Consider the following 24,529-nt stretch of genomic DNA (forward strand, 5'->3'; position numbering starts at 1 on the left):
CATGGGGGATCGCTGGAAGGTCACGGTCGACCCGCGCGTGTGCGTCCGTACGGGCTTGTGTGCGGCCTCGGCCCCAACGGAGTTCAAGCTCGACGAGCAGGGGCAGGGCCGCGCGACCTCCGAGACCCTGCCGGCCTCCGAGGAGGTCCTCGAAGTCGCTGAGTCCTGCCCGATCGAGGCGATTTCGATCGTTGATGCGGACACAGAAGAAGTGGTCTTTCCTCCGGAATGATGAGCGGGGGCCGGGACGGCATGTGGGATCTCGTGTGCCGCGCCGTCCCGGCCCGCTCCCGCGCGGGCGGCCGTTCGGCAGCGTTCCTGGAACAGGAGGCCACCGGCAAGCCTTCCCGGCGGATCACCTCCGGTTACTGCGCCGGCCTGCTGTCGATCGCGCGACGACGGCGCGCGTGTACGGCGTGATGGTCACCTCGCCGTCGCTGCCCAGGAGACCGTAGCGGTGCCCGGCGGCTGGATTGACGGCGTTGGCCAAGGTGGTGGCGACGCGCACTTCGATCGTGTTCGTACCGCTGCGGAGGTAGGGACCCGCGTCGATCACGGTGTCCAGTCTGTGCGATGGGTTGAAACGATTCAGTAGGACGGCGTCGAGAGCGTGAGCCTCCATTCCCAGGCGTACTCGGTGGCCGTGAGACGGAACTCCGGGCGGGTGTCGGGGCCCAGGCAGGCCATGCCGACTCCGCGGTGGGCGGCGTCCAGGTGGACCACCGTCTCCCGGCTCGGCGGCAGCTCCCACCAGTGGGCGGCTGCTTCGAGTCGCGCCACGGTGTGACGGCCGACCGTCATGTGCATCGGCGCATGCGCTGTGCGCACCGTGCCCGCCGGTCCCCTCACCTCCAGCCGGGTGACCTCGCCACGCCCCCCGTTCTCCGAGGGCCTGATGTACGGCACGGCCAGCCCGTCGACGGGGCTCTCCCAGGTGCCGAGCAGGGCGGAGGCCCGACGGTCCGGATAGTTCTCCCAGGGCCCGAGCCCGGTCCATCGCGCGTGCTCGAAGCCCTCGACGAGGATGAACTCCATACCCACCCGCAGTCCGTCCTCCGTCCCCTCGGGAAGGACGACCCGCTCGGACAGCACCCAGTCGGCCTCGCCGATCTGACGGATCGTCCGCCGATGCGCGATCTCGTCCCCCCACGCGGTCCGGTAGCCGCCCTCGACCGGCACCAGTTCGAAGAACCCGGAGCGCTCGAACCGGTTGTCCAGGGAGAAGGCACGGTCGTTGTCGGTGAGGGCCCGCCACAGGCAGAGCCGCGGAGGGGTCCGCAGCAGCGGGTGGCTGATCTCCTCGGTCGGGGCTGTGCCGTGCGGGAGTACCACCGGCCGGCGCGGGAAAGTCACCTGATGGACGGCGATCTCCGTGCCTGCGGGGGCCCAGCGACTGTCCTGCCGGGTGCGTACGGTCACCGTCAGCGCCAGCGCGTCGTCGAGCTGCTTGACGAGGTCGTCGGGGATCGGGATACGGGCCTCGCCCCGTGGTGCGACCGCGGGTGTCGGTACCGTTCGGGAGGCGGTCGGTCCCGCCTCCGTTTCCACCCGTAGTTCCAGTTCGTAGCCGCTCAGGTCGGCGAAGAACTGCCGGTTGCGGATCGTCAGCCGGCGGCCGTCCGAGTCGTCCGACGCGACACTCACCGGACTGAACAGGCCACGCGCCTCATAAAAGGCCGGCTTGGGGGTGAGGTCGGGGAAGACCAGACCGTTCAGCAGGACGGGACCGTCGTTGGGGTGATCCTCGAAGTCGCCGCCGTAACGGTAACGGCCGTCACCGTCCGGATCGAGCGCGTGGTCCTTGAACTGCCAGATGAACCCGCCCTGCAAGCCCGGCAGTGTCTCGAACAGCTCCCAGTAGTCGGCCAGGCCACCGGCGGAGTTGCCCTGCGCATAGGCGTACTCGCACAGGATCACCGGCCGGTCGCCGTCGAAGGCCCGGAGCGCGTCGAGGTGGGGATACATCGGGCAGACGATGTCGCTCGCGCCATGTCCACCATGCCAGTCGACGGCGATGGCGCCCTCGTACTGCACAGGACGGGTCGGATCGAAGCGGCGTACCCATGCCGCGGCGGCGTCGTGGTTGGCCCCGTACCCGGTCTCGTTACCCAGCGACCAGATGACGACGCTCGGGTGATTGCGGTCGCGCAGCACCATCCGGGAGACCCGCTCCAGGAATTCCGGCAGGTACCGCGGATCGTGCGGGACGGTGGTGGTGAACGCGTGCGCCTCGATGTCGGCCTCGTCCACGACATAGAAGCCGAGTTCGTCGGCCAGCTCGAGGAGGTAGGGGTCGTTGGGGTAGTGCGAGGTGCGGATGGCGTTGACATTGAACCGCTTGAGCAACGACAGCTCGGCCAGCATGAGTTCCCGGGAGACCACCCGGCCGGTGCGCGCGTCGACGTCATGGCGGTTGACCCCCTGGATGAGCACGCGCTCGCCGTTCACCAGCAGGTCTCGACCCTCGATCCGTACGCGGCGGAAGCCGATCTCCATGCTGGTGCGGTCGACCACGGTGCCGTCCGGCGCCACCAGTTCGACGTCGAGTCCCTCCAGACGGGGGATCTCCGCCGACCAGGGCCGGACCGCCAGGTCGCCGAGCGCGAAGGTCGCCGTGCCGGGCCGCACGGTCGGGTGGGAGTGGCTGACCATCATCTCTGCCGCCTGGCGCATCGGCCCCTTCAACGGCGCGCCGGACGCCTTGAGGCCGACCAGGCCCGAGAAGTCGAAATCGGCGGGGAGCATCGGCTCGGGCCGTACCGAGCGAGCGTCGGCGGACCGGGGCGGGGTCGCCGCCGCCAGTCGAGGGTTCACCGGTGCCGTGTACGTCTGCCCGAGTACTCCGATCCTGACCGTCCAGCCCGACTCCGGCAGATGATCGAGCCCGTCGGTGGAAACGTCCACGTCAAGGGCGCCCATCGCGGTCTGCGGGTCGTAGTCGGCGACCACCCGCACATCGGCCAGCCGGGTGTCCGGCACCGTGTACACACGGACCGGACGGCTCAGCCCGGACTGCCACCAGTGGTCCTGGTCCTCCAGATAGCTGGCGGCCGACCACTTGTGCACGGTGAGCCGGATCGTGTTCGGCCCCGCCTGTACCGCGTCGGTGATGTCGAACTCGGCGGCCAGGTGGGAGTCGGTGCTGGTGCCCAGGTCGCGGTCGTTGACGGTCACGTGGAGCAGGCCCTCGGCCGCGCCGACGTGCAGGATCGTCCGCCGCCCGGGTTGCGGCGAGAGATCGACCAGGCGCCGGTAGACACCGACCGGATTGTCCTGGGGCACCCGCGGTGGCACTTCGGGGAACGGCATCGGCACGTTGGTGTAGTGCGGCCGGTCATCGTCCTCACGCATCGTCCACAGGTCCGGCACCTGCACCGTCTTCCAGGTGCCGTGCGGCAGAAGCCGGAACTGCCACTCGCCGGTCAGATCGATTTCAGGGGTACGGCGAAGTCCGTGCATGGGCAGCCTGGCCATCACTGCGCCTCTCCGCGGACGGCCTCGGTCACGCCGAACTGCCGGATGGCGGACATGGCCGAGGAGCCGTCGCCGAGGTAGGTGATGCCCTTCTTGGCGGCCCGGTCGGCGCCGATGAGGGTCAGGACCCGCGAGTGCGGTCGTGGCCGGGAGTGCGGGTGTCGAATGCGCATGGGCGTATTCCTTCGTCCGGGACCGGGAGAGCCGAGACCTTCGTCAGTGCGTCGATGCCATACGTGAAGCCGGGAACGTAGCTGCGAGTGGGGGCACTTCGGCGGCTACGGGTCCGCCGAAGCCGTGACAGAACCAACTATTACCACGCGGTTGGTTTTCGTCGGAAGGTAGGCCGCGGGAGTAAGCGCGGGAAGACTGCCGTTCGGCTTCGTGATCAGAGTGTTACCTGATGAAGTGTCAGTGCGCTGCACAGCAACGACGGTCGTACGTCACGTGTCCTGACCGCTCCTGGGAACGCGTTCATGCGGCGCGGTGCCTGTAGACCGTTGCCTGAAGGGCAGGCGCACCTCAGGGGTCAGCACGGCGAGTGAACGGTGGCGCAAGGCCGAGGCGGTCACCCCGGTGCCGTACGCCAGGTCGTCGAGGCACCGGAGGACCGTCCAGGGGAGGAGGCCCAGGGCCGGCCCGCGCGTGACCCACTCCGCGGCGACAGGCAGGAGCATGGCCGCCGTGGCCGCACGGGCGACGCGCGCGCGGGGCGCGGCACCGAGACACAGCAGCCCCAGCGGCCACCACTCACGGCGCAGCGCGAGCCCCATGGTTGCCGCATCGGCCACCAAACCCTGTGCCACCACCGACACACTGAGTCCCGTAGCACCCGGCATCCCCGAAAGGCGGCGTCGCAACAGCCCCGCGGACACCAACGCGCTCACGGCCCCCGCACGCGGACGGCCCTGGGCGACGCACACCAGGGTCAGCAGGTTCCAGACGGAGGGGCGGGCAGGAGCGAGCCGGCCAGGGTGGCGCTCGGCCAGCGCGGCGGCCGACGTGCCGTACTCGTGCCTGCGGCGTGCCGCGTCACGCCAGGCGAGCCGGGGCGTGTGGGCGACGCGCGCCCGCGGCTGGTAGCGCACGTGCAGGCCGCGGTCGTGCAGCCGCCACACGAAGTCGACGTCCTCGCCGAGCCGCAGGTCCTCGTCGAACACGACCTCGCGCAGTACGTCCCTTCGTACGACGAGCGTGGCCGTCGGTACGAAACCGACTCGCGCGCCCGGACGCACGAGGTCCTGCTCCTGTCCCAGGTCGAGGGCGGAGCGCGCGGCCTCGTAGCGCGCGAGCAGACCCGTCGGGGGCGAGGGGACATCCGGCACGATCCGCGGAGCGACCGCCGCCACCTTCGGGTCGTCGAAGGACGGGACGAGGACGTCCAGCCAGCCGTTGTCGGGGCGGCAGTCCGAGTCGACGAACGCGACCAACGGGGTGTCGACCAGTGCGAGCCCGGTGTTGCGGGCTGCGGCCGGGCCGCGATTCACCTCATGGCGGACAAGGCGCGCTCCGTGCGTCTCGGCGGTCACGCGCACGGGGTCGGGGTCGGGCGATCCGTCGTCCACGACCACCACGGGCAGTCCCCGCAACGAGGCCAGACAGCGGTGCAGTTCGGTCGGCCGCCCGAAAACGGGGACCACCACCGTCACCGGGTGCGGGCCGGGGCGGGGCGCGGGCACCGGGTGGGCGAGCCCTCGGTCGACGAGTTGCCGGGCCAGGGCTCGGCCCACGGTCGTGTCGGGGGCAAGGCCGGTGCGTCCGGCTCGGCGCAGGGCCGCGAGGTACGGGAGCGCGGCCTCTTTGAATCGGGCGACTCCCCACGGGGCGCCGCCCGTTGCCACACGATGGCCTGCCCTGAACGACGTGGAGCGGGCGAGCGCGACCCGCAGTCCAGGAGGTGTCAGCGAGCTCGTGGCCGGCGCACCGGCCTGTCCTGCCGGTCGCGCGGCCGGGATGGACGTGTGCCGGTTCATCGCGACAGCCCTCCTTGATCGTCGGCACGCCAGGCGGCCAGCCGCGAGGCCGCGTCCGCAGCCAACTCCCGCAATATCCGTCGCCCTTGGTCAGCACATGCGCCGGTCGGGTCGCCGAGGACACCGGTCGGCGAGACGGCTCGGACGCCGGCCGCCCGCAGCCGCGGCATGAGGGCCGCGAGCGGCCGCCGGTCCCCGGGGGCCGCGCGCCGCATGAGCACGTGTTCCGGCGCGAGGTGCAGCAGCACAGACGTCTCCGTGAAACCGGCGTGGGCGTCGCCATCAGGGACCTCGCACCCGACCCAGCCCACGTCGTGCCCCTGGTGGCGCAGCTCGACGACGGCCGCCCGCAGTGTTTCGGCGTTGCCGCCGTGCCCGTTCACGAAGGCGACCCGATCGGCCCACAGCGCGAGGGAACGGACCGTCTCGACGAGTACGTGCCGCAGGGCCTCATGGCCGATGGACACGGTGCCCGGGAAGCCCGCGTGTTCCCCGCTCGCCCCGTACGGGATCGCCGGTGCCACCAGCACCCTGCCGGGCAGGAGGCCGGCCGCGCGCCGAGCCACGGCCCGCGCGATCAGGGTGTCCGTGGACAAGGGAAGGTGCGGGCCGTGCTGTTCGGTCGAGCCGAGGGGCACGAGGACCAGGGCGTCGTCCGGGATGTCCGGCCAGGACGTGTCCGCGAGCCGGTCGGCCACCTCAGCGCCCCGGGCCGGAGCCGCTGCCGAGGGCCACGGCGAACCCGGGCGGCACGTGCAGGTCGTCCGGGCACAGTTCGTGGACCGAGGCGCGGCCGAGGCCCAGGACCGCGGAGTCCAGGCCGCCGCGCAGGATGTCGAGGACGTTCTCCACGCCGGCCTGCCCGTTCGCTGCCAGCCCCCACAGATAGGCGCGGCCGATGAGCACGGCTCGCGCGCCCAGGGCGAGCGCCTTGGCGACATCGCCGCCCCGCCGCACTCCGCCGTCGAGCAGGACCTCGATCTCGCTGCCCACCGCCTCGGCGATCGCCGGCAGCAGGCGGATGGTCGCGGGCGTGGTGTCCAGGTTGTTACCGCCATGGTTGGACACCGATATCGCGCTCACGCCCGCGTCGACCGCCCGCCGCGCGTCGTCGACCCGGCACACACCCTTCAGCAGGAACGGCTCGCCCCACTCCTCCCGCAGCCACTTGACGTCGTCCCATGTCGGCGGTGGCGTACCCATCCATTCGCCGTACGCACCGAAGAACGTCGGCGCCCGGCCGCCGGGTGGCCGCAGGTTCGGCACGGTCAGGTCCGGTACGTGTCCGGTGCGCGCGTACCGCCACAACCAGCCCGGGTGGGGCAGGACCTGGGGTGCCATGCGCAGGGCCGTCCACAGGTCGATCCGCTCCGGGATCGTCGGACTGCCCCAGTCGCGCCCCTGCGAGAACGACCAGTCCAAGGTGGCGACGAGTGCCTTGGCGCCGGCCCGGCGCGCCCGCTCCATCCGCTGCAGCATCACGTCGCGCTCGCCGCTCCAGTAGACCTGGAAGAACACGTTCGGGTTGGCGGCGCAGACCTCCTCCACCGGCTTGCTCGCGAACGAACTGAGCCCCATGATCACGCCACGGTTGGCCGCGGCACGGGCGACGGCGACCTCACCTTCGGGATCGACCGCCTGGACCCCGGTGGGGGAGACGACCACGGGCATCGACGTCTCGACTCCCATGACGGTCGTGGCCAGTTCGCGCGCGCCGTGGTGTCCGGCTACCCGCGGGGCGAACCCGAGCTCGCCGAAGGCAGCCGTGTTGTCGTCCACCGTCCGGCCATGCTCGGCCCCGGCCACCAGGGCGCCGTACACGTTGCCCGGCAGCCGCCGCCTCGCCCGCCTGCGGGCCTCGGCGACCGTCTCGAACCACGGGTTTCTGCGCAGGGAGTTGATGGGGCTCAACTCGGTTGCCTCCTCGGGTACTTCAAGGACGGAATCCGGACAGTGGGCTCTCGTCGCAGGCCGACACGGGTGGCGCGGGCGGCCGACGGGTCAGAGGGACAAGGACGGGCCGCGAATGGTCCACGCTCGGCCTCGGCCGGTCCGTGCCGTCGGTGGCCCGCCGCGCCAGCAGCTCTTCACCGAAGCCGCGCACACACTCGGGGTCCGGCCCGTCGAGCGGCAGACCCGTGAAGAACTTGGCGGCCATGCAGCCGCCCTTGCAACTGTCGTAGAAGCCGCACGACCTGCAAGCACCCCCGGTCTGCGGCGCGCGCAACCGCTGGAAGAGAGGGGACGCGCGCCAGACTCCGGTGAAACCGCCCGCATCCCGTACGTTCCCGGCGAGGAACTCGTCGTGGATCGCGAACGGACACGCGTACACGTCACCGACCGGATCGATCAGACACACCACCCGGCCGGCCCCGCACAGATTGAGCCCGGGCAGGGAACGTCCGTACGCCGACAGGTGGAAGAACGAGTCCCCGGTCAGCACGGAGTCGCCGTGGTCGAGCAGCCATGCGTACAACTCCCGCTGCTGGCCGGCCGTGGGACGCAGCTCGTCCCAGACGTCGGCGCCGCGTCCGGACGGCCGCAGCCGGGTCAGTCGCAGCTGTGCCCCGAAGCGGTCCGCGAGGGCCTTGAAGTCGTCGACCTGGGGGATGTTGTGGCGGGTGCACACGACGGAGAGCTTGACGCCCCGCATGCCGGCTTCGGCGAGGTGGGTGAGGGCGCGCAGAGCGGTCGCGTACGAACCCGGCCCCCGCAGCGCGTCATTGACCTCGGGCGTCGCGCCGTCCAGCGACACCTGGACATCGACGTAGTCGTTGGCCGCGATCCGCCGAGCGGTGTCCGGCGTGATCCGCACACCGTTGGTGGAGAACTTCACGCCGACGTGATGCGCGGTGGCGTAGTCGAGCAGTTCCCAGAAGTCGGGGCGGACCGTCGGTTCTCCGCCGCCGATGTTGACGTAGAAGACCTGCATGGCCTCCAGCTCGTCGATGACGGCCTTGGCTTCCGCGGTGGTCAGTTCGCGTGGGTCACGCCGCCCCGAACTGGACAGGCAGTGGGCGCACGCCAGATTGCAGGCATAGGTCAGTTCCCAGGTGAGGCAGATGGGTGCGTCGAGGCCGGCCTCGAACAGCTCGGTCAGGCGCGGCTGTCGAGCGTCGGCGGGGGCGGTGGTCATGCGAGTCCCGAGCCCTTCAGGTCGTGGCGGCCGGACTGCGCGCGCTCGACGAGCATGGCGGACTCCGCCAGGGACGCCAACGCCGCACCGAACCGGGGCAGTTCGGCATCCGGTATGCGGCAGTCCGCGCACGCGGCGCGCGCCGAAGGTGCCTCGGGCAGGCGGCGGACGATCTCGACCAGGCGAGGGTCCTTGAGGAAGGTCAGCCGACGGGTGCCGAAGTGGTAGAGGAGCGCGCCGAACGGCTCGGGCCGCAGGGAGACCTGAGGGTGCAGGACCCATGCCCGGTCGAGGTCGGCCCGGGGGCCGGGCCTGTCCGTGGGCATCAGTACACGCCGCACATGCCGTCGATGGAGATGTCCTCGATCAGGGAGTCCGTGAGGGGCTCGTGGTCGTCCGGGGCGCTCGGTCCGGCGTGTTCGGCCTCGGTCTCGACCGCCGTGCTGGCCGCTGTCGATGCATGTGTATCTGTCATGGGGGCTCCTGTACGACATGGTTGAATCTAATATTCTCTCTTCAAGAGAATGATATTTTCGCAGAGCAAGGAAGGGAACCCTGGACCGGTGTCGCGGACTGCGAGGTACAGCTTCTGGAGGCGGGGCCGGTGCCGCATCACGGGTTCCCGGACGCGCGCCTGGTCCCGGGCGCGCAGCCCGTCCGTCCATGAGACCGGTCCGTTCCGGACGGCGCACGGTCGGTCAGGCGGGCTTGGCCGCCCACGCCGCCTCGACCGCGTCCGCGAGCGCGTCGCCCTTCGCGAAGCCGTAGTAGGCGGCGAACTGCAGCACGATCTCGTCCATCTCCTCCTTGGTGAGGTCACCGGAGTGGAGCGCCGCGCCGACGTGCGTGCGCAGCGGGAGCGGCGAGTCGTCGATCGCGACGCTGGCGACCGTGATGATCCGTCGCTCGCGGCGCGTGAGGCCGGGCCGCTGCCAGACATGCCCGAACACGAAGCCCAGGATTCCCGCGTGCCGGTACGGTGAGTTGGCCGGCGGGGCGGGCGTGAGATTGACGTCGATGAACTCCTCCACGCCACGCTCCAGCCGCTTCTCCATGTCACCCGGGCCGAGCGTGCCGTTGTCCAGCACCGGCCAGGGCGGGGTCTCTTCGCCGCGTTCGCGGTGGATGCGGTCCCACTGGCGGCCGACGGCACCTTCGAGGTGCGAGGCTTTGGGCCAGCCGCAGTAGACCGCGAAGTGCAGCACGAACTCCAGCATCTCCGCGAGGTCGATGTCCCCGCCGGCGAGTGCCGCGTGGACGTGCTCCTCGATCGGGTCGGGCGAGTCGGCGGCGGCCACGCAGGTGAGGGTGACCCAGCGGCGGTCCCGCCTGCTCAGGCCGGGCCGCGACCACACCTGCCCGTACAGGAAGTCGCGTGATGCCCGTCCGAAAGGTGTCAGCGCTGAAGGGAGTTGATCGGTCGTCAGGACCTCGGTAGCGGTCCGGTCCGCCTGGCTGTCGTTCATGAGTGCCTCCTGGCGTGCTTACGCGCGGATGAAGACGTTCTTGGTCTGGAGGAACTCGAACAGCCCTTCCTTTCCGCCCTCGCGGCCGTGACCGCTCTGCTTGTAGCCGCCGAAGGGGGCACCCGGCGGCTGCCCGGACGCTCCGTTGACGTGCACGGTGCCCGCCTGCAGTTGGGGAACGACACGCTGCACCCGCGACACGTCACGGGTGTACAGGACGGCGCCCAGGCCGTACGGGGTGGAGTTGGCCAGTGCGACCGCCTCCTCCTCGGTGCCGAACGGGAGAATCGACAGGACCGGGCCGAACACCTCGTGCCGCGCGACGTCACTGCCGGGATCGACATCGGCGAGGACCGTCGGCTCGACGAAGTACCCGTCGCGGACCTCCGGTGTCAGCGCCGCCGGGTCGACGGCGTGGCCGCCGACGACGAGCCTGCTGCTGTCGGCCGCCCGCTCGATCACCCCGAGAATCCGGTCGCGGGCCGCGGCCCCGATCACCGGACCGAGCGCCGTGGTCGGGGCGAAGGGGTCGCCGACCCCCAGCGCCGTGGCGGCCCCGGCGGCCGTCCGCACGACGCGCTCGTACACGTCGCGGTGGACCAGCAGGCGCGTGGTGAGGTTGCAGCCCTGGCCGGAGAGATTGAAGCAGGAGCGGACCGTTGAGGCGACGGCCTCGTCGAGATCGGCGTCGGGGAACACCACGCTCGCCGTCTTGCCGCCGAGTTCGAGCAGGACCGGCTTGAGGCTGTGGCGCGCGGAGTCGAGGATCTTCTTCGCGGTCGGGATCCCGCCGGTGAAGGAGATCATGTCCACGTCGGGGTGGCGTACGAGGTGTTCGCCGGCCTCGGGCCCGCCGGGCAGGATGTGCAGCACCCCGGGCGGCAGCCCTGCCTCCAGGGCGATCTCCGCGAAGCGCGCCACCGTGAACGGCGCGAGATCGGGAGACTTGACGACGACACAGTTCCCGGCCGCGAGCGCGGGCGCGATCTTCATGCCGACCGACATGATCGGACCGTTCCAGGTCAGGATGATCCCGACGACCCCGTACGGCTCCGGGACGGTGTAGTCGAGGCCCGGGACCATCACCGGGCTCGGCGGAATCGTCGCGCCTTCGATCTTGTCGGCCCAGCCGGCGTAGTACCCGAACCACCCGGCGCACAGGTGGGCGAGCGCCGACGCCATGGTGATGGGGGCGCCGAGTTCCAGGGTCGTGAGACGGCCCAGCTCGGGGACGCGCGCCAGCATCAACTCCTCGACACGCTGGAGGATCCGCCGACGCTTGTCCGGGGACATGGCCCGCCACTCCGGGTGGGCCGCCTTGGCCGCGGCGACGGCGTCATCGACCTCCTGCGGCCCGGCCAGGAGGACGGAGCCGTTGGTGCGGGCGGTCGCGGGATTGATGTGGTCGACCGCGCCCATGGACGTCTTGTCGAGCCAGGTGCCGTTGACGAGAGGACCGGTGACGCCGAGATCGCCGGTCGCGCCCGGACTGGAGGAACGGGAGGAAGGAGAGGAGGTTGTGGTCATGTCGGCCGCCTTGTTCTCGTTCTCGTACGGATGGGCGGTGCGCCGGGTCACGGTGTCGGTGGAGCGTTCAGCAACGACAAGGTGTGCGCGGCCAGTTGGGCGAGCCTGGCCGGTTCGGTGACCTCGGCGGTGCGGGCGACGTCCCGCATGATGTCGACGTCCTTGAGCAACAGGGGCCGGGCCTGGCGCAGCCCGGCGGTGTCGAAACCGGACGCGGACAGGATCGCCGCCGCCCGGCTGCCGCCACTGCCGTGCCCGAGAACCTGCGCGATCGCCGCGCGGTCCATGCCGAGCCGCTCGGCGAAGGCGAAGGTGTCGAGGGCCAGCCCGACCTGGGCGGTGAACACGAAGTTGTTGAGTAGCTTGGTGAGTTGGCCGCTGCCCAGAGGGCCGAGGTGGATCACCGGGTCCGCGAAGGTCTCGAACACCGGACGACAGCGCTCGACATCCGCGTCCTCTCCACCGGCCATCACCAGCAGCCTGCGTTCCGCGGCCGCGCCGCCCCCGCCGCTGACCGGGGCGTCCACGACGGATACGTCGCGCTTGGCGGCCTCGTCGGCGATGTGCCGGCAGGTGTCCGGGCGGATCGTGGAGTGGATGACCACGACCCCGCCGGGTGCCATGCCCGCCAGGACGCCGTCGGGTCGCAGCAGTACGTCCTCGACGTCGGCGTCCGCGACGACGCACAGACACACGAGGTCGCTCACCGCCCCCAACTCGGCCGGCGAGCCGGCCACGACGGCGGCCGTGTCGGCGAACCCCTCGGTGGAGGCACGGCGCCGCGCCCACAGCGTCAGGGGATACGACTCCTCGACGATGCGACGGGCCATCGGCCCGCCCTGACTGCCCAGACCGATGAAGCCGACGCGCGCGCGAGGCGTGTCGTCCGTCATGGGTATGCCCCTCTCTCAACCCGCCTCTGATTCCGCGGAGTCGGGCTCACAGCCGCGTGACCCAGCCGCCGTCGACGCTGATCGTCTGCCCGTTGATCCACTCACCGGCGGAAGACGCCAGCAGGAGCAGCGTGCCGAGCAGGTCCTCCGGGGGCGCGGACTTCTTGCCCGGGATGGCGGAGGCGAGGGCGGCGCGGGCGGGGTGGTCCGCGGGCAGACTCCTGAATCCGGGCTCGTTCTCCACGAGGCCGGGCGCGATGGCGTTGACGTTGATGCCCAGCGGGCCGAGCGAACGGGCCAGGCCGACGGTGACGTTGACCAGGGCGAGCTTGCTCACGCCGTAGATGCCGCCCCCCATGAAGGCCCCGGCGGACACCTGGTTGATGATCCGCCCGCCACCGCGCTCGACCATCGACGCCTTGACCGCACCCGCGCAGATGATGGCGCCCAGCACGTTGACCCGCATGACGCGGTCGAACCACTCGGTCGGCAGCTCCAGAAGGTCCACCTGGGGTATCTCGGCCATCAACGCGGCGTTGTTGACGAGGATGTCGATCCCGCCGAACGCACCGATGGCCTGCTCGGCCATGGCGGCGGCGGAATCGCGGTCGGTGATGTCGACCCGCACCCCGAGGGCGCGCAGACCGTCGGAGGAGAGGGACTTGGCCGCTCGGTCGGCGCCCTCGGCGTCGAGGTCGGCCAGGACGACCCGGGCGCCGGCCTCGGCCAGGGCACGGGCGTAGACCTGGCCGATGGCTCCTGCGCCACCGGTGACGACGGCGACCTTGCCGTCCAGACTCAGGCGGTCGAGTGTGCTGCTCATGGCATGTCCTTGGTCAGTCGGGACAGGTAGTGATCGACGTCCGCTCCGAGTTCACGCAGCTCAGCGGCGGCTTCCTGTGCGGTGAGGATGAGAAAACGGTTCTCGCTGACGCCGTCGGCGACGAGCTCACCGACCGACTCGGCGTCCACCACCGGGAATGCGGGGCCCTGCGGCGGTGCCGGTTCTCCGTAGAAGGTGATCTGCTCGACGATGTTGGTGGCCACACCGGCCGGGCACAGACACGAGACCCCGATGCCGCGCGGCCGCAGATACAGGGCGAGCGCCTCGGACAGCCCGACGACCGCGTGCTTCGTCGCCGTATACGGCAGGCGGTCGTACCCGTAGGGCAACAGGCCTGCCGTGGAGGCGGTGTTGACGACGTGTCCCGCGCCCTGTTCCAGAAGCACGGGCAGGAACACCAGGTTGCTGCGGACCACGCTCAACAGGTTCACGTCGATCACGCGCTGCCATGCCTCAAGAGGGATGTCCTCCACGGGGCCGACGGCCAGGATCCCGACGTTGTTCATCACCAGGTCGACGCGGCCGAACCGGTGCAGTGCCAGGTCGCGGACGGCCTGGAGGTCGTCGATGACGGTGACGTCGCACGCCGCGGCGACGGCCTCGCCCCCGAGTGCGCCGAGTTCCTCCACGACGGCGTGCGCACGCTGGGCGTCGAGGTCGGTGACCACCACCCGAGCGCCGCGCCGGGCGAAGGCGTGCGCGGCGGCACGCCCGATCCCGCTGCCCGCGCCGGTGACCACCGCGACGGCGTTGTGCAGATCGATACTCATCGAACGACCGCTCCTTGCACCACGACATCACATTTTGGGAGAGGAGTGTTACGCATAGAGGAGAATTACATTTTCATCTGGCGGGAATCGAAGCATGTGGTCGGGGTGAAGTCAACGCCTTCATCACGTGCGATGAGTCGGCGTCCCGCGAGGCGTGGCCCAGCGGCGGGTCACGTGTACGTCACCGGTCCCGCGACGGGTGCGACCTCGTCCACCAGCCCCCACGACAAGGCCTGACCTGCCGTCAAAGTCCCACCCGACAGGGCGAGGTACGCGGTCCTGTGGCGCCCGATCCGGCGGGGGATGCTTGCTGTGCCGCCGGCCCCGGGGATCAGGCCCATGCCGATCTCGGGAAGTCGGATCCGGGTGTCAGGTGTGGCGACGACCCGGGCGGCGAACGCCGCGAGCTCGATGCCCGCACCCACACACGCCCCGTGCAGATGCGCGGTCACCCGCTCGGCGCACCGCAGGAGCCGGGCCGCCGGGCTGCGGTCGACGCGCAGCAGGTGAGCGCGGGCGGGATCGTGCGACGTCCCGAACTCGGAGAGATCGCCGCCGCTGCAGAAGGCGGGCCCGTTGCCCCGCAGGTCGACCCGTGTCACCGACGGGTCCGCGAGGGTCACCGACAGGGCCTCGCACAGGGCGTCCCTGGTGGCCGCGTCCACCGCGTTGCGCACCCAGGGGCGGTCGAGAGTGATGGTCAGCCGTTCACCGCACCGGGCCAGGCGCACCGGCTGCGAGGAGGGGCGCGCCGCATTGCGCGGCGTGGTGGCGAGCCAATGCCGGAAAGCCGCGCCGCTCTGCAGGACGGAGTACGCGAGCGATTCGGTGACAAGTCGTTCCTCCGGCCCCAAGTTCCTCCCCATGCGCAGCACTTGGATCAGGGCGACGGCCGACTCGGTGCGTTCCGCCACCACGCGGGCGAGCCGGTCTGCCGCCGCCGGCGGATCGGCGTGGATGACCCAGGGGCGTGGTGCGTCCGGCGCGGCGGTGAGAAGGACGTCGTACTCCTCCACCGGGACGTCGACGGGTTCGGCGGCGTATCCGATGACGATGGCCGGATTCGCCTCGAAGGGGGCGCCCTTCGGCAGGGAAGCGCGAGGGCTGTCCAGGTCGACGAGCCTGAGGGGCGCCTGCATGCCGGCTGGTGCTCCCCTCTCCCGCTCATGTCGACGCGAGTGTAATTTGGCTGCCGCGGAGAGAGAAGGGTGGCTGCGAAAATGGAGAACCATGCTCTTACTGTCGGCCGGGCGCCCGCCTGGACGCGGTCTGCGGGCGATCGTCTCCACCCCCTTGTCGCTGTCGCGCGTGACATCACCGAGCTCACAGGCGTACCGGTCGACCTCGAGACAGAGCTGTTCCTGCGCGCCCGTCTCGCGGGCCTCGCGGTGCCTGGCCGCACCTCGGCCGGTGGCTCCTGTCATCTGATGCGGGCCGCCGATGGCTGGGTGGCCGTCAACCTGGCCCGCCCTGACGATCACGCCGCCCTCCCCGCCCTGCTCAACCTCCTGGGTGCCGAAGGGGGCTTGGAGGGAGACCCCTTGGTTCGGCTGAGGAGGGCGGTGGCCGCGCGCCCGGCTGCGGAGGCTGCGGGTCATGCCCAACTCCTGGGTGTGGCCGCGGCGTTCCTCGGGTCCGAGGCCGGGCGGCGCCCGCCTGTTCTGCGCGAGCGTGTCGGGCGCGTGGGAACACCGAGGCCGTTCAACGCCGTACGCGTCACGGACTTCTCCGCGCTGTGGGCCGGGCCGCTGTGCGCGCGGTTGCTCGGTCTGGCGGGGGCCGACGTGCTGAAGGTGGAGTGCGCCGGGCGGCCTGATGGCGTGCGACGCGGCTCCCCTGCCTTCTACCGGCATCTGCACCATGGCCACCGCAGCCTGGTCGTCGACTTCGCCGACCGCGACGCTCTGCTGACCACCGTGGCCGACGCCGACGTCGTCATCGAGGCCTCCCGTCCTCGCGCACTGCGCCGCCTCGGGCTGCGCGCGGAACGGTTCCTCGCCGCTCGACCCGGCCGGGTGTGGGTGAGCGTCACGGGATACGGGCGGGACGACGACCGCATCGCCTTCGGCGACGACGCGGCCGTCGCGGGGGGCCTCGTGTCCCTCGGGCCGGACGGCGGTGGCCCGACGTTCCTGGGTGACGCGATCGCCGATCCCGTCACCGGTATCTACGCGGCTCAGGCGGCGGCCCGCTCGCTGCGGGAAGGAGGCGGTCACCTCGTGTGCGTGTCCATGGCGGCGTGCGCGGCCGAGTTGGCCGACTCCGCGCCGGCGCCGGGTGACGGTGACAGAGACGGCCGTGTGTGAAGGGTCATCTCCCGTGCTGATCAAAGACGTCGAAGTCGAGGGCTGCGGCCGGGTCGACGTACGGGTGAGGGACGGGCGTATTGCCGAGGTCGGCAGACATCTGGGCGGTCGCGTCGGAATCCACGGGCGGGGCGGCGCCCTGCTGCCGGGGCTGCACGATCACCACGTCCACCTCGCTGCCCTGGCCGCCGAACCGGCTTCGGTGCGTGTCGGCCCGCAGGACGTGACGGGACTCGACCAACTCGCCGAAGCCCTGCGGGCCGGGCCGCCGGGGGAGTGGGTCCGGGCGGTCGGATACCACGAAAGTGTCGCCGGTGAGCTGGATCGTGCGACGCTCGACCGGTTGGTGGCCGATCGGCCGGTGCGCGTGCAGCACCGCAGCGGTGAGCTGTGGGTGTGGAACGGGGCCGCGCTCCGGGCCGCGGGCATGGACGACGCGGGGGACGGGCGGTTCTGGCGGTCGGACGAGTGCCTGCGCGCCACCGTACCTCCAACGTCCTTGGACCTGCGAGGAGTTGGTCGTAGGGCAGCTGCTCGCGGTGTCACCGGCTTCACCAACGCGGACCCGCACCCGGCCGACGACCTGCGCGCACTGCTCCGGGACCTGCCGCAACGGATCACCGTGATGAGCCTGGACCGAGAGGCGCCTGTGAAGATCCGTCTGGACGACCTCACGCTGCCCCTTCCCGGCGAGTTGGCGGAGCGCATCGCGCGGGCCCGGCCGCGTCCCGTGGCCGTCCACTGCGTCACCCGCGTCCAGCTCCTCGTGACCCTGCTCGCACTCGACGAGGCAGGAAGCGTGCCCGGCGACCGCATCGAGCACGGCGCCGTGATCCCCGCCGAATCCCTGGCGTGGCTGCGGCGCCTCGGCGTCACCGTGGTCACGCAACCGCACTTCCCAGTCGAGCGCGCCCTCGCTTACGAGGCCGATGTGCACCCCGACGATCAGCCCCACCTCTACCGCTGCGGAACGCTCATCGCCGCCGGGATCCCCGTCGCCGCCGGTACCGACGCACCGTACGGAACCGCGGATCCGTGGGCGGTGATGCGGATGGCAGTCGGGCGGGCCGGCCCCGAAGGGCTGCCGCCCCGCGCCGCCCTCGGCCTCTTCCTCGGCACGCCCATGGCACCGGGCGGCCCGCGGCGGACCGTGGCGCCCGGCGCACCGGCCGACCTGTGCCTGCTCCACCTGCCTCTGAATGCCGCGCTCGACAACCTCACCGCCGATGCCGTACGCGCCGCAATCGTGGCCGGTCAGACGCTGTAGCCCCCGTCGACCGCGAGGTGCTGGCCGGTGATGAAACCGGCCCGGTCGGACGCCAGGAAGGCAACGGCCTCGGCGATGTCCTGCGCGCAGCCGAACCGGCGCAGCGGGATGTTGCGACGCGTCACGGCGAGCGCGTCCGTGTCGAGTTCTCCGCTGTCGATCAGGCGGGCCGCGATCCCGTCCGTGAGCATTCCAGGCCCCACACAGTTGAACCGCACGCCGTACCGCCCCTCCTCGGCGGCCAGCGCTCGTACGACGGCCTCCACCGCACCTTTTGTGCCCGCGGACAGGCCGTCGCGCACCGGGTAACGGCGGGTGGCGGCCGTCGTCACCGCGACGGTGTTCCCACCAGACTCCCGCAGCGCCGTGAGAGCCGGATGCACGAGGTTGTAGAACGCCAGGGCGTCGGTGTGCAGCTGCTCCCGGTAGCGGCCCGGCGCCACCTGACTCAGGTGCACCATGGGTACGTGCGGACCGGCCGCGTACACCAGCGTGTGCAGCCCGCCGAACTCGGAGACGGTGTCCCGGACGGCGGCGGAGGCGTCCTCCTCGACCGCCAAGTCGGCGCGTAGGGCACGGATGCGAGCGCCTTCCGTCGTCAATTCGGCCGTGAGGTCCTGGGCGGCGGACTCGTTGGACCGGAACGTGAAGGCCACGGCGCTGCCGCGCCGGGCCAGGGTCCGTACGATCGCCGCGCCGATGCCTCCGGTTCCGCCCGCGACCAGCGCGGCGCCCTTCCGTTCGGCGAAGTCTCTCCCTGACAACGGCAACTCCCTCACAGGCCAAGTGACTTGGCGACGATGACCTTCATGACCTCGCTGGTCCCCGCGTAGATCCGGGTGATGCGCGCGTCGGCGTACAACCGGGCGATCGGGTACTCCCGTATGTAGCCGTAACCGCCGAAGAGTTGAAGGCACCGGTCCACGCAGCGACCCTGCATCTCGGTGCAGAACAGCTTCACCTTCGCCGCGTCCGCGCCTGAGAGCCTCCCCTCGACGAGTTCCAGGACCGCGCGGTCGAGCATCGTCTGCGCTGCCTCGATCTCCGTCGCGACCGCGGCCAGTTCGAACTTGGTGTTCTGGAACGAGGACACGGAACTGCCGAACACCTTGCGATCCTTGACGTACGCGAGTGTCGTCTCGAGTGCCGCCCGGGTCTGCGCGACCGATCCGACGGCGACGGTCATCCGCTCCTGCGGGAGATTGCGGCCGAGGTAGGAGAATGCCTCGCCCTCCTCGCCGAGCCGGTTGGCCACCGGGACCCGCACGTCGTCGAAGGCGAGCTCGACGGTGTCCTGGACCCTGATGCCGATCTTGTCGAGCTCGCGGCCACGGCTGAAACCGGGCATGCCGTCCTCGACGACCAGCAACGTCAGGCCCGCCCTGCGGTTGTCCGGATCGGACGCGGTACGGGCCACGACGATCACCAGGTCGGCCAGGAGCCCGCCGGTGATGAACGTCTTGGCGCCGTTCAGGACGTAGTGGTCGCCGTCCCGTACAGCCGTCGTCCGGATACCGGCCAAGTCGGACCCCGTGCCGGGCTCGGTCATGGCGATGGCGGTCAGGAGCTTGCCGGCGGCGAGGCCGGGGAACCAGCGTGCGCGCTGCTCCTTGTTCGCGTACGTCAAGAAGTACGGCAGGATGACGTCGAGTTGGGTGCGGACCGTGCCGAGGGTGACCAGAGCGCGGGCGGCCTCCTCCTGCAGGACCACGTTGTACCGGTAGTCGTCGACGCCCGCGCCCCCGTACTCCTCCGGGAGCGCGAGGCCCATGACACCCAGCTCCCCGAGTTGCTCGAAGACGCCTCGGGGCAGCCGCCCGGCCCGCTCCCACTCCTCGTAGTGCGGGACGACCTCACGCGAGACGAAGTCGCGTACGAGGTGGCGGAAGGACTCGTGATCGGCGGTGAAGAGGTCGCGGCGCACTCTGGTTCCCCTGGTTCAGTCGACGAGTTCGACGACGGTGGCGTTGGCCGTGCCGCCGCCCTCGCACATGGTCTGCAGGCCGTAACGGATCTCGCGGGCCCGCATGTGGTGGATCATCCGGGTCATCAGGACCGCTCCGGAGGCGCCCAGCGGATGGCCGAGTGCGATCGCGCCGCCGAGCGGATTCATCCGGGCCGGATCGGCGCCGGTCTCCGCGAGCCACGCCAACGGCACGGACGCGAAAGCCTCGTTGACCTCGTAGACCCCGATGTCGTCGAGCGTGAGTCCGGCCTTGCGCAGCACTTTCTCCGTCGCAGGGATCGGGCCGGTCAGCATCAGCACCGGATCGGCTCCGGCGACCGCTCCGGCACGGTAGCGAACCAGCGGGATCAGCCCGAGCTCACGGGCCTTCTGCGGGGTGGTGACCAGCAGGGCCGCCGCGCCGTCGGAGATCTGGGAGGCGTTACCGGCATGGATGACGCCGTCCTCCTGGAAGACGGGCTTCAGGGCCGCGAGCGTCTGTGGGCTGGTGCCCCGCCGCACACCCTCGTCGGTCCGCAGCGCGGGCGTCTTCGAGCCGTCCGCGCCCACGGGGGCGAGCTGAGCGTCGAACGCCCCCGAATCCTGAGCCGCTGCCGCCAACTCGTGCGACAGAGAGGCGAACGCGTCGAGTCGGGCCCGCGAGAACCCCCACTTCTGCGCGATCTTCTCGGCGGAGACTCCTTGATTGAACGAGAAGTTGTCGTAACGGGCCAGGACACTGGGTGCGTACGGAACACCGCCCGTCCTCGCCGCGCCGAGCGGCACCCGGCTCATCGTCTCCACTCCGCCCGCCACCACCATCTCGTACTGGCCCGACAGCACGGCCTGAGCGGCGAAGTCGAGGGCCTGCTGGCTCGAACCGCACGCCCGGTTCACCGTCGTCGCCGGAACGGACTCCGGCCACCCGGCGGCAAGAAGCGCGTACCGCCCGATGTTTCCTGACTGGTCGCCGACCTGCGACACGCAGCCCCACACCACGTCCTCCACGGCGGCCGGGTCGATGCCGGTACGTGCGACGAGGGCGTTGAGGACATGGGCCGACAGGTCGCCGGGGTGAACCCCGGCCAGGGCGCCGTTCCGTTTACCGACGGGGGTGCGGACCGCTTCCACGATGACGGCTTCACGCATCACTGTTCGGGGTCTCCTCGGTGGCGGTGTCGGACAAGGTGTTCACCGGCACTGCCCAGGTGCCGGTGAAGTGGGCGTCGCGCCCTTGCGTGAAGGCCGCGTACGCCTCCGCCGCGTCGCTCGTGGCGAAGTTGACGGCTTGGGCGCGGGCCTCGTTGGCGAGTGCGTCCCGCAGTGTGCGATCCGCTCCTTCGTTGAGCAGTGCCTTGCTCTGGGCCAGGGCCACGGGCGGGCCGCCGACGAGGCGGGCGCACAGGTCGTCCGTGAAGGCGTCGACCTCCGCGTCGGGCACCACCCACGTCACCAGATGCAACGCCCGGGCTTGTTCGGCGTCGAGGGTCTCGGCGAGCAGAGCGAGACGCTTGGCCTGCTGCAGCCCTACGAGCCTGGGCAGCAGCCAGGAGCCGCCCAGGTCGAGCGAGAGTCCGCGCCGCGCGAAGATCTGCGAGAACGTGGCCGTCGGCGTGGCCACCACCAGATCGCAGCCCAGCGCGAGATTCCACCCCGCGCCGACCGCCACACCGGTGACCTTGGCGACGGTAGGCACGGGGAGTTCGTGCAGGAGCAGGGCCACCTCGCTGAGGGTGCGCATGCGATACGTCGGGTGTTCGGCCCGCGGGCCACCGGAGATGTCGGCCCCGGAGCAGAACGCGCCGCCCGCACCCGTGATGACGAGGGCACGTACGCCACGGTCCTCGCCGGCCTCCGCGAGCGCGTCCCGCAGGGCCTGCCACAGCCTGTCGTCGAGCGCGTTCCTGCGGTGCGGTCGATTGAGGACGAGGGTGCGTACGCCTTGTCCGTCGTCGTGGGTCAGGAGAACCTCGTTGTTGCTCATCGGTGCTCGCTTCGGGCTGGTGGCGCGGAAACGTCCGGGGCAGCGGCCGCCACGGCCGACACACCTTCTGACGTCTCGAGAGAGGCCAACTCATCCTCTTCGAAGCCGAGTTCGCGCAACACCGCTTCGGTGTGCTCACCCAGGGCAGGCACATCTCCCATCGGCGCGGCACGTCCCCGCAGCACGGGAGGCGGCAGGAGCGCCGGACTGGGCCCGCCGGGCGTGCCGATCTCGCGCCAGCGGTCGCGCGCGGCCAGCTGGGGGTGGGCCAGGACCTCGCTGGGCTTGTTGAGCTTCGCGTTTCCGATGCCGGCCGCGTCGGCGGCCGCCTGGATGACGCCGAGCGTCCGCTCCGCGCACCATCGCGCGATCTCTCCGTCCAGCCACTCCCGTTCGGCGACCCGGCCGGCCGTGGTGGACAGCCGGTCGTCGTCCGCCAGGTCCGGCCGGCCGAGGAGGTCACGGGCGTAGCGCTGCCACTCGCGGTCGTTCGTGGTACCGAGCACCACTGTGTGACTGTCGGCTGTGAGGTACGCCCCGTACGGCGCCACAGCAGGCGAACCCATGCCGACGGGCTGCTGGTCGATGCCGGTGTGCCGGGTGTAGGTGAGCGCGTAGCCCATCAGCTCGGTCACCGTGTCGAACATGCTCACTGAGGCTGAGGCTGAGGCTGAGGCTGAGGCTGAGGCTGAGGCTGAGGCTGAGGTGGAGGCCGGGCCGGGGGAGTCCCCCCGGCCGGTCCGCCCCCGCTCGGCAAGGAGCGCCGTGATCGTCAACGCCGCGTACAGCCCGGTGCACACGTCCGCCATCGGCGGCCCGGGCTTGGCCGGTGTGCCCGGCAGGCCCGTGATCGCGCATGCGCCCGCCTCGGCCTGGACGAGCAGGTCGTAGGCGCGTTTGTGGGAGAGCGGGCCGCCGGGTCCGTAACCGTCGATCTCCATGGTGATGAGGTCGGGGTGACGTGCCGCCAGGTCGTCGGCCGTGATGCCGATTTTGGCGGCGGACCCCGGTGCGAGGTTCGATACGAACACGTCGGCCCGGTCGAGCAGCCGGTGAAGGACGTTCATCCCCTGCGGGGACTTCAGATCGAGGACGACCGACTCCTTGCCCCGGTTCACCCACACGAAGTGGGCGGCAAGCCCGTGCACCACGTCGTCGTAGTACCGGGTGAAGTCACCGCCGTCCGGCCCCTCCACCTTGATGATCCGGGCACCGAGATCGCCGAGCGCACGCGTGCACAACGGAGCCGAGACGGCCTGCTCCACCGCGACCACGGTGACACCGGCCAAGGGCCCTGCTGCCACGGGCCCTTCGGCCGTCACGCGCCCTCCCCGAACCACGCCCGCAGCTCGTCCTTGAGCACCTTGCGGCTCGCGTTGCGCGGCAGTTCGCCGACGAGGCGGACGTGGCGCGGCACCTTGAAGTTGGCCATGTTCGCGCGAGACCAGGCGACGATGTCCGCCTCGGAGGGCTGTTGATCCGGACGCGAGACCACGTAGGCGCAGCCGACCTCGCCGAGCCGTTCGTCGGGCACACCGATCACGGCGGCCTCGGCGACCGACGGACAGTCGAGGAGCAGTCGTTCGATCTCCGCCGGGTAGGCGTTGAACCCGCCGACGATGTACATGTCCTTCTTGCGGTCGACGATCGACAGGTTGCCGTCGGCGTCGAGCACACCTACATCGCCGGTGCGCAGCCAGCCGTCCACACTGATCGCGGCGGCTGTGGCCTCTGGTTCTTCCCAGTAGCCGCGGGTGACGTTGTAGCCACGCACCTGGATCTCGCCCGCCTCCCCGGCGGGCAGGACGCGTTCCTGGTCGTCGACGATGCGAAGCTCCACGTCGGGAATCGGGCGGCCGGTGGTGCGGGCCACGGTCTCGGGCCCGTCGCCGAGCCGGGTGGTGGTCGCCAGAGCAGTCGACTCGGTCAGTCCGTACGCGCTCATCACGATGTCGAACGACAACTCGTCCTTCATGGCGTGGATGAGCTGTTCCGGGATCGTGGTCCCACCGGTCATGGATACGCGCAGCGACGAGGTGTCGTAGCGGGAGCGGCTCGGCAGATCGATCAGGTCCTGGAAGATGGTGGGCGGTCCGAGCAGGATGCTGACCTTCTCCCGGTCGATGATCTCCAGGGCCCGGCTCGCGTCGAAGACCGGCATGGGAATGACGGTCACCCCATGCAGGAAGGAGGCCAGCCAGCCCGCCTTGTAGCCGAAGCAGTGGAAGAACGGCGGGATGACGAGGAAGGTGTCCGACGGGCGGAAGGTGTACTCCCGCGCCATCCAGCCGTACGCGCGCAACGACTGCTCGTGCGTGAGGATCACGCCCTTCGGATGGCCCGTGGTCCCGGAGGTGAACATCACGTCGGACACGTCCTGCGGCGTCACCCTGTCGATCGAGGCGTGAGCCGCGCCTTCGGTGACGGCCGCGCCGTGGGCCAGGAAGTCCGGCCACGCCAGATCGGCCTCGCCACGGGGTCCCAGGATCGAGACGCTCGTGCGAAGGGCGGGCAACTCCGGGTCGTGCTTGCGCAGTTCGGCGACGTAGTCCGTGCCGAGGAACGGCGAAGTGAGCAGTGCCTTCGCGCCTGACTTCCGCAGGATGTACGCGAGTTCGGCGGCCTTGAAGCGTGTGTTGAGGGGGACGATGATGCCGCCCGCCCCCTGCACACCCAGGGCGGCGACGATCCACTCCGCCGAGTTGGGGGCGCAGATTCCCACCCTGTCGCCGGGCCCGATGCCGAGTGCGAGCGCGGCGCGGACGGCCCGCGTCATCTGCCGCTCCAGCTCGTGGAAGCTCCAGCGGATCTTGCCGTCGACGACGGCCGGTGCGTCGTCGAAGCGCTCGGCCGCGCGCCGTATGGCGTTCGGGATGCTGAGGTATTCCTGGTCGTATCGCAATGACGGGCTCCGTTCGGGCGGTGCTCTCATCTCGACGGGCGT

24 protein-coding genes are annotated in these 24,529 nt (G+C 70.8%); 3 read left to right on the plus strand and 21 right to left on the minus strand.

Translation table 11 applies throughout. From position 1 onward, the window contains the following. The first annotated feature begins 1 nt into the window (after nt 1). On the plus strand, nt 2-232 hold the full coding sequence (locus IEZ21_RS10010) for a ferredoxin (protein ID WP_033321540.1): 231 nt from the start codon (nt 2-4) through the stop codon (nt 230-232). Between the two features lie 123 nt (nt 233-355). Here IEZ21_RS10010 and IEZ21_RS10015 read toward each other — a convergent pair whose 3' ends face one another. The 15 genes from IEZ21_RS10015 to IEZ21_RS10085 all read right to left on the minus strand — a co-directional run bounded on the left by IEZ21_RS10015 (nt 356) and on the right by IEZ21_RS10085 (nt 15,222). Then, a complete protein-coding gene (locus tag IEZ21_RS10015; protein WP_189321523.1) occupies nt 356-556 on the minus strand; it encodes a hypothetical protein in 201 nt (66 codons plus the stop codon). Between the two features lie 32 nt (nt 557-588). Then, on the minus strand, nt 589-3,474 hold the full coding sequence (locus IEZ21_RS10020) for a glycoside hydrolase family 2 TIM barrel-domain containing protein (RefSeq protein ID WP_189321524.1): 2,886 nt from the start codon (nt 3,472-3,474) through the stop codon (nt 589-591). Next, entirely contained in the window at nt 3,474-3,647 is a 174-nt protein-coding gene (locus tag IEZ21_RS10025) for a hypothetical protein (protein ID WP_189321525.1), read from the minus strand. Before IEZ21_RS10025 ends, IEZ21_RS10020 begins: the two co-directional genes overlap by 1 nt. Nucleotides 3,648-3,917: 270 nt before the next feature. Next, the gene (gene mftF / locus IEZ21_RS10030) at nt 3,918-5,447 is read right to left on the minus strand and encodes a mycofactocin biosynthesis glycosyltransferase MftF (RefSeq protein ID WP_189321526.1); all 1,530 of its coding nucleotides are present in this window, start codon (nt 5,445-5,447) and stop codon (nt 3,918-3,920) included. Then, a complete protein-coding gene (mftE, locus tag IEZ21_RS10035) occupies nt 5,444-6,145 on the minus strand; it encodes a mycofactocin biosynthesis peptidyl-dipeptidase MftE (protein WP_189321527.1) in 702 nt (233 codons plus the stop codon). Before mftE ends, mftF begins: the two co-directional genes overlap by 4 nt. 1 nt (nt 6,146) lies before the next feature. Then, nucleotides 6,147-7,358 carry a pre-mycofactocin synthase MftD gene (mftD, locus tag IEZ21_RS10040; RefSeq protein ID WP_246567511.1) on the minus strand — a complete coding sequence of 404 codons (1,212 nt, stop codon included), beginning with the start codon at nt 7,356-7,358 and terminating at the stop codon, nt 6,147-6,149. Nucleotides 7,359-7,380: 22 nt separating this feature from the next. Next, nucleotides 7,381-8,583: a mycofactocin radical SAM maturase gene (gene mftC, locus IEZ21_RS10045; RefSeq protein ID WP_189321528.1), complete on the minus strand. Its 1,203-nt coding sequence runs from the start codon at nt 8,581-8,583 to the stop codon at nt 7,381-7,383. Beyond that, entirely contained in the window at nt 8,580-8,909 is a 330-nt protein-coding gene (mftB, locus tag IEZ21_RS10050) for a mycofactocin biosynthesis chaperone MftB (protein ID WP_189321529.1), read from the minus strand. The genes mftC and mftB overlap by 4 nt, the downstream gene beginning before the upstream one ends. Continuing rightward, nucleotides 8,909-9,058 carry a mycofactocin precursor MftA gene (gene mftA, locus IEZ21_RS10055; protein ID WP_189321530.1) on the minus strand — a complete coding sequence of 50 codons (150 nt, stop codon included), beginning with the start codon at nt 9,056-9,058 and terminating at the stop codon, nt 8,909-8,911. Before mftA ends, mftB begins: the two co-directional genes overlap by 1 nt. Nucleotides 9,059-9,281: 223 nt before the next feature. After that, on the minus strand, nt 9,282-10,049 hold the full coding sequence (locus IEZ21_RS10060) for a carboxymuconolactone decarboxylase family protein (RefSeq protein ID WP_189321531.1): 768 nt from the start codon (nt 10,047-10,049) through the stop codon (nt 9,282-9,284). A gap of 18 nt (nt 10,050-10,067) precedes the next feature. Beyond that, nucleotides 10,068-11,627: an aldehyde dehydrogenase family protein gene (locus tag IEZ21_RS10065; RefSeq protein WP_246567513.1), complete on the minus strand. Its 1,560-nt coding sequence runs from the start codon at nt 11,625-11,627 to the stop codon at nt 10,068-10,070. Beyond that, entirely contained in the window at nt 11,624-12,469 is an 846-nt protein-coding gene (locus IEZ21_RS10070) for an NAD(P)-dependent oxidoreductase (RefSeq protein WP_189321532.1), read from the minus strand. The genes IEZ21_RS10065 and IEZ21_RS10070 overlap by 4 nt, the downstream gene beginning before the upstream one ends. A gap of 46 nt (nt 12,470-12,515) precedes the next feature. Then, nucleotides 12,516-13,292, minus strand: a complete 777-nt coding sequence (locus IEZ21_RS10075) for an SDR family oxidoreductase (protein ID WP_189321533.1) — start codon at nt 13,290-13,292, stop codon at nt 12,516-12,518. Next, complete coding sequence (locus tag IEZ21_RS10080) at nt 13,289-14,083, minus strand: SDR family oxidoreductase (protein ID WP_189321534.1); 795 nt, start codon at nt 14,081-14,083, stop codon at nt 13,289-13,291. Before IEZ21_RS10080 ends, IEZ21_RS10075 begins: the two co-directional genes overlap by 4 nt. Nucleotides 14,084-14,253: 170 nt before the next feature. Beyond that, a complete protein-coding gene (locus IEZ21_RS10085; RefSeq protein ID WP_189321535.1) occupies nt 14,254-15,222 on the minus strand; it encodes an enoyl-CoA hydratase/isomerase family protein in 969 nt (322 codons plus the stop codon). A gap of 81 nt (nt 15,223-15,303) precedes the next feature. Between IEZ21_RS10085 and IEZ21_RS10090 the strand changes: the two genes are divergently transcribed. Together IEZ21_RS10090 and IEZ21_RS10095 are read left to right on the plus strand one after the other, a co-directional pair. Further along, nucleotides 15,304-16,389 (plus strand): CoA transferase, encoded by a 1,086-nt coding sequence (locus tag IEZ21_RS10090; RefSeq protein ID WP_189321536.1) that lies wholly within the window; start codon nt 15,304-15,306, stop codon nt 16,387-16,389. 13 nt (nt 16,390-16,402) lie between these two features. Further along, complete coding sequence (locus IEZ21_RS10095) at nt 16,403-17,656, plus strand: amidohydrolase family protein (RefSeq protein WP_189321537.1); 1,254 nt, start codon at nt 16,403-16,405, stop codon at nt 17,654-17,656. Here the strand turns inward: IEZ21_RS10095 and IEZ21_RS10100 are convergent. From IEZ21_RS10100 to IEZ21_RS10125, 6 genes are read right to left on the minus strand one after another with little or no spacing between them, the layout of a single operon-like run. Continuing rightward, nucleotides 17,644-18,420, minus strand: coding sequence for an SDR family NAD(P)-dependent oxidoreductase (locus tag IEZ21_RS10100; RefSeq protein WP_246567515.1), 777 nt, complete (start codon nt 18,418-18,420; stop codon nt 17,644-17,646). The genes IEZ21_RS10095 and IEZ21_RS10100 overlap by 13 nt on opposite strands. A gap of 11 nt (nt 18,421-18,431) precedes the next feature. After that, nucleotides 18,432-19,580 carry an acyl-CoA dehydrogenase family protein gene (locus tag IEZ21_RS10105; RefSeq protein ID WP_189321538.1) on the minus strand — a complete coding sequence of 383 codons (1,149 nt, stop codon included), beginning with the start codon at nt 19,578-19,580 and terminating at the stop codon, nt 18,432-18,434. 15 nt (nt 19,581-19,595) lie between these two features. Continuing rightward, nucleotides 19,596-20,750: a thiolase family protein gene (locus tag IEZ21_RS10110; RefSeq protein ID WP_189321539.1), complete on the minus strand. Its 1,155-nt coding sequence runs from the start codon at nt 20,748-20,750 to the stop codon at nt 19,596-19,598. Beyond that, nucleotides 20,743-21,585: an enoyl-CoA hydratase/isomerase family protein gene (locus IEZ21_RS10115; RefSeq protein ID WP_189321540.1), complete on the minus strand. Its 843-nt coding sequence runs from the start codon at nt 21,583-21,585 to the stop codon at nt 20,743-20,745. Before IEZ21_RS10115 ends, IEZ21_RS10110 begins: the two co-directional genes overlap by 8 nt. Continuing rightward, nucleotides 21,582-22,907 (minus strand): CaiB/BaiF CoA transferase family protein, encoded by a 1,326-nt coding sequence (locus tag IEZ21_RS10120; protein WP_246567517.1) that lies wholly within the window; start codon nt 22,905-22,907, stop codon nt 21,582-21,584. The genes IEZ21_RS10115 and IEZ21_RS10120 overlap by 4 nt, the downstream gene beginning before the upstream one ends. Beyond that, the gene (locus IEZ21_RS10125; RefSeq protein WP_189321541.1) at nt 22,904-24,487 is read right to left on the minus strand and encodes a FadD3 family acyl-CoA ligase; all 1,584 of its coding nucleotides are present in this window, start codon (nt 24,485-24,487) and stop codon (nt 22,904-22,906) included. The genes IEZ21_RS10120 and IEZ21_RS10125 overlap by 4 nt, the downstream gene beginning before the upstream one ends. Nucleotides 24,488-24,529: the final 42 nt, after the last annotated feature.

Source organism: Streptomyces flaveus (assembly GCF_014647675.1).
Lineage (GTDB): Bacteria > Actinomycetota > Actinomycetes > Streptomycetales > Streptomycetaceae > Streptomyces > Streptomyces flaveus.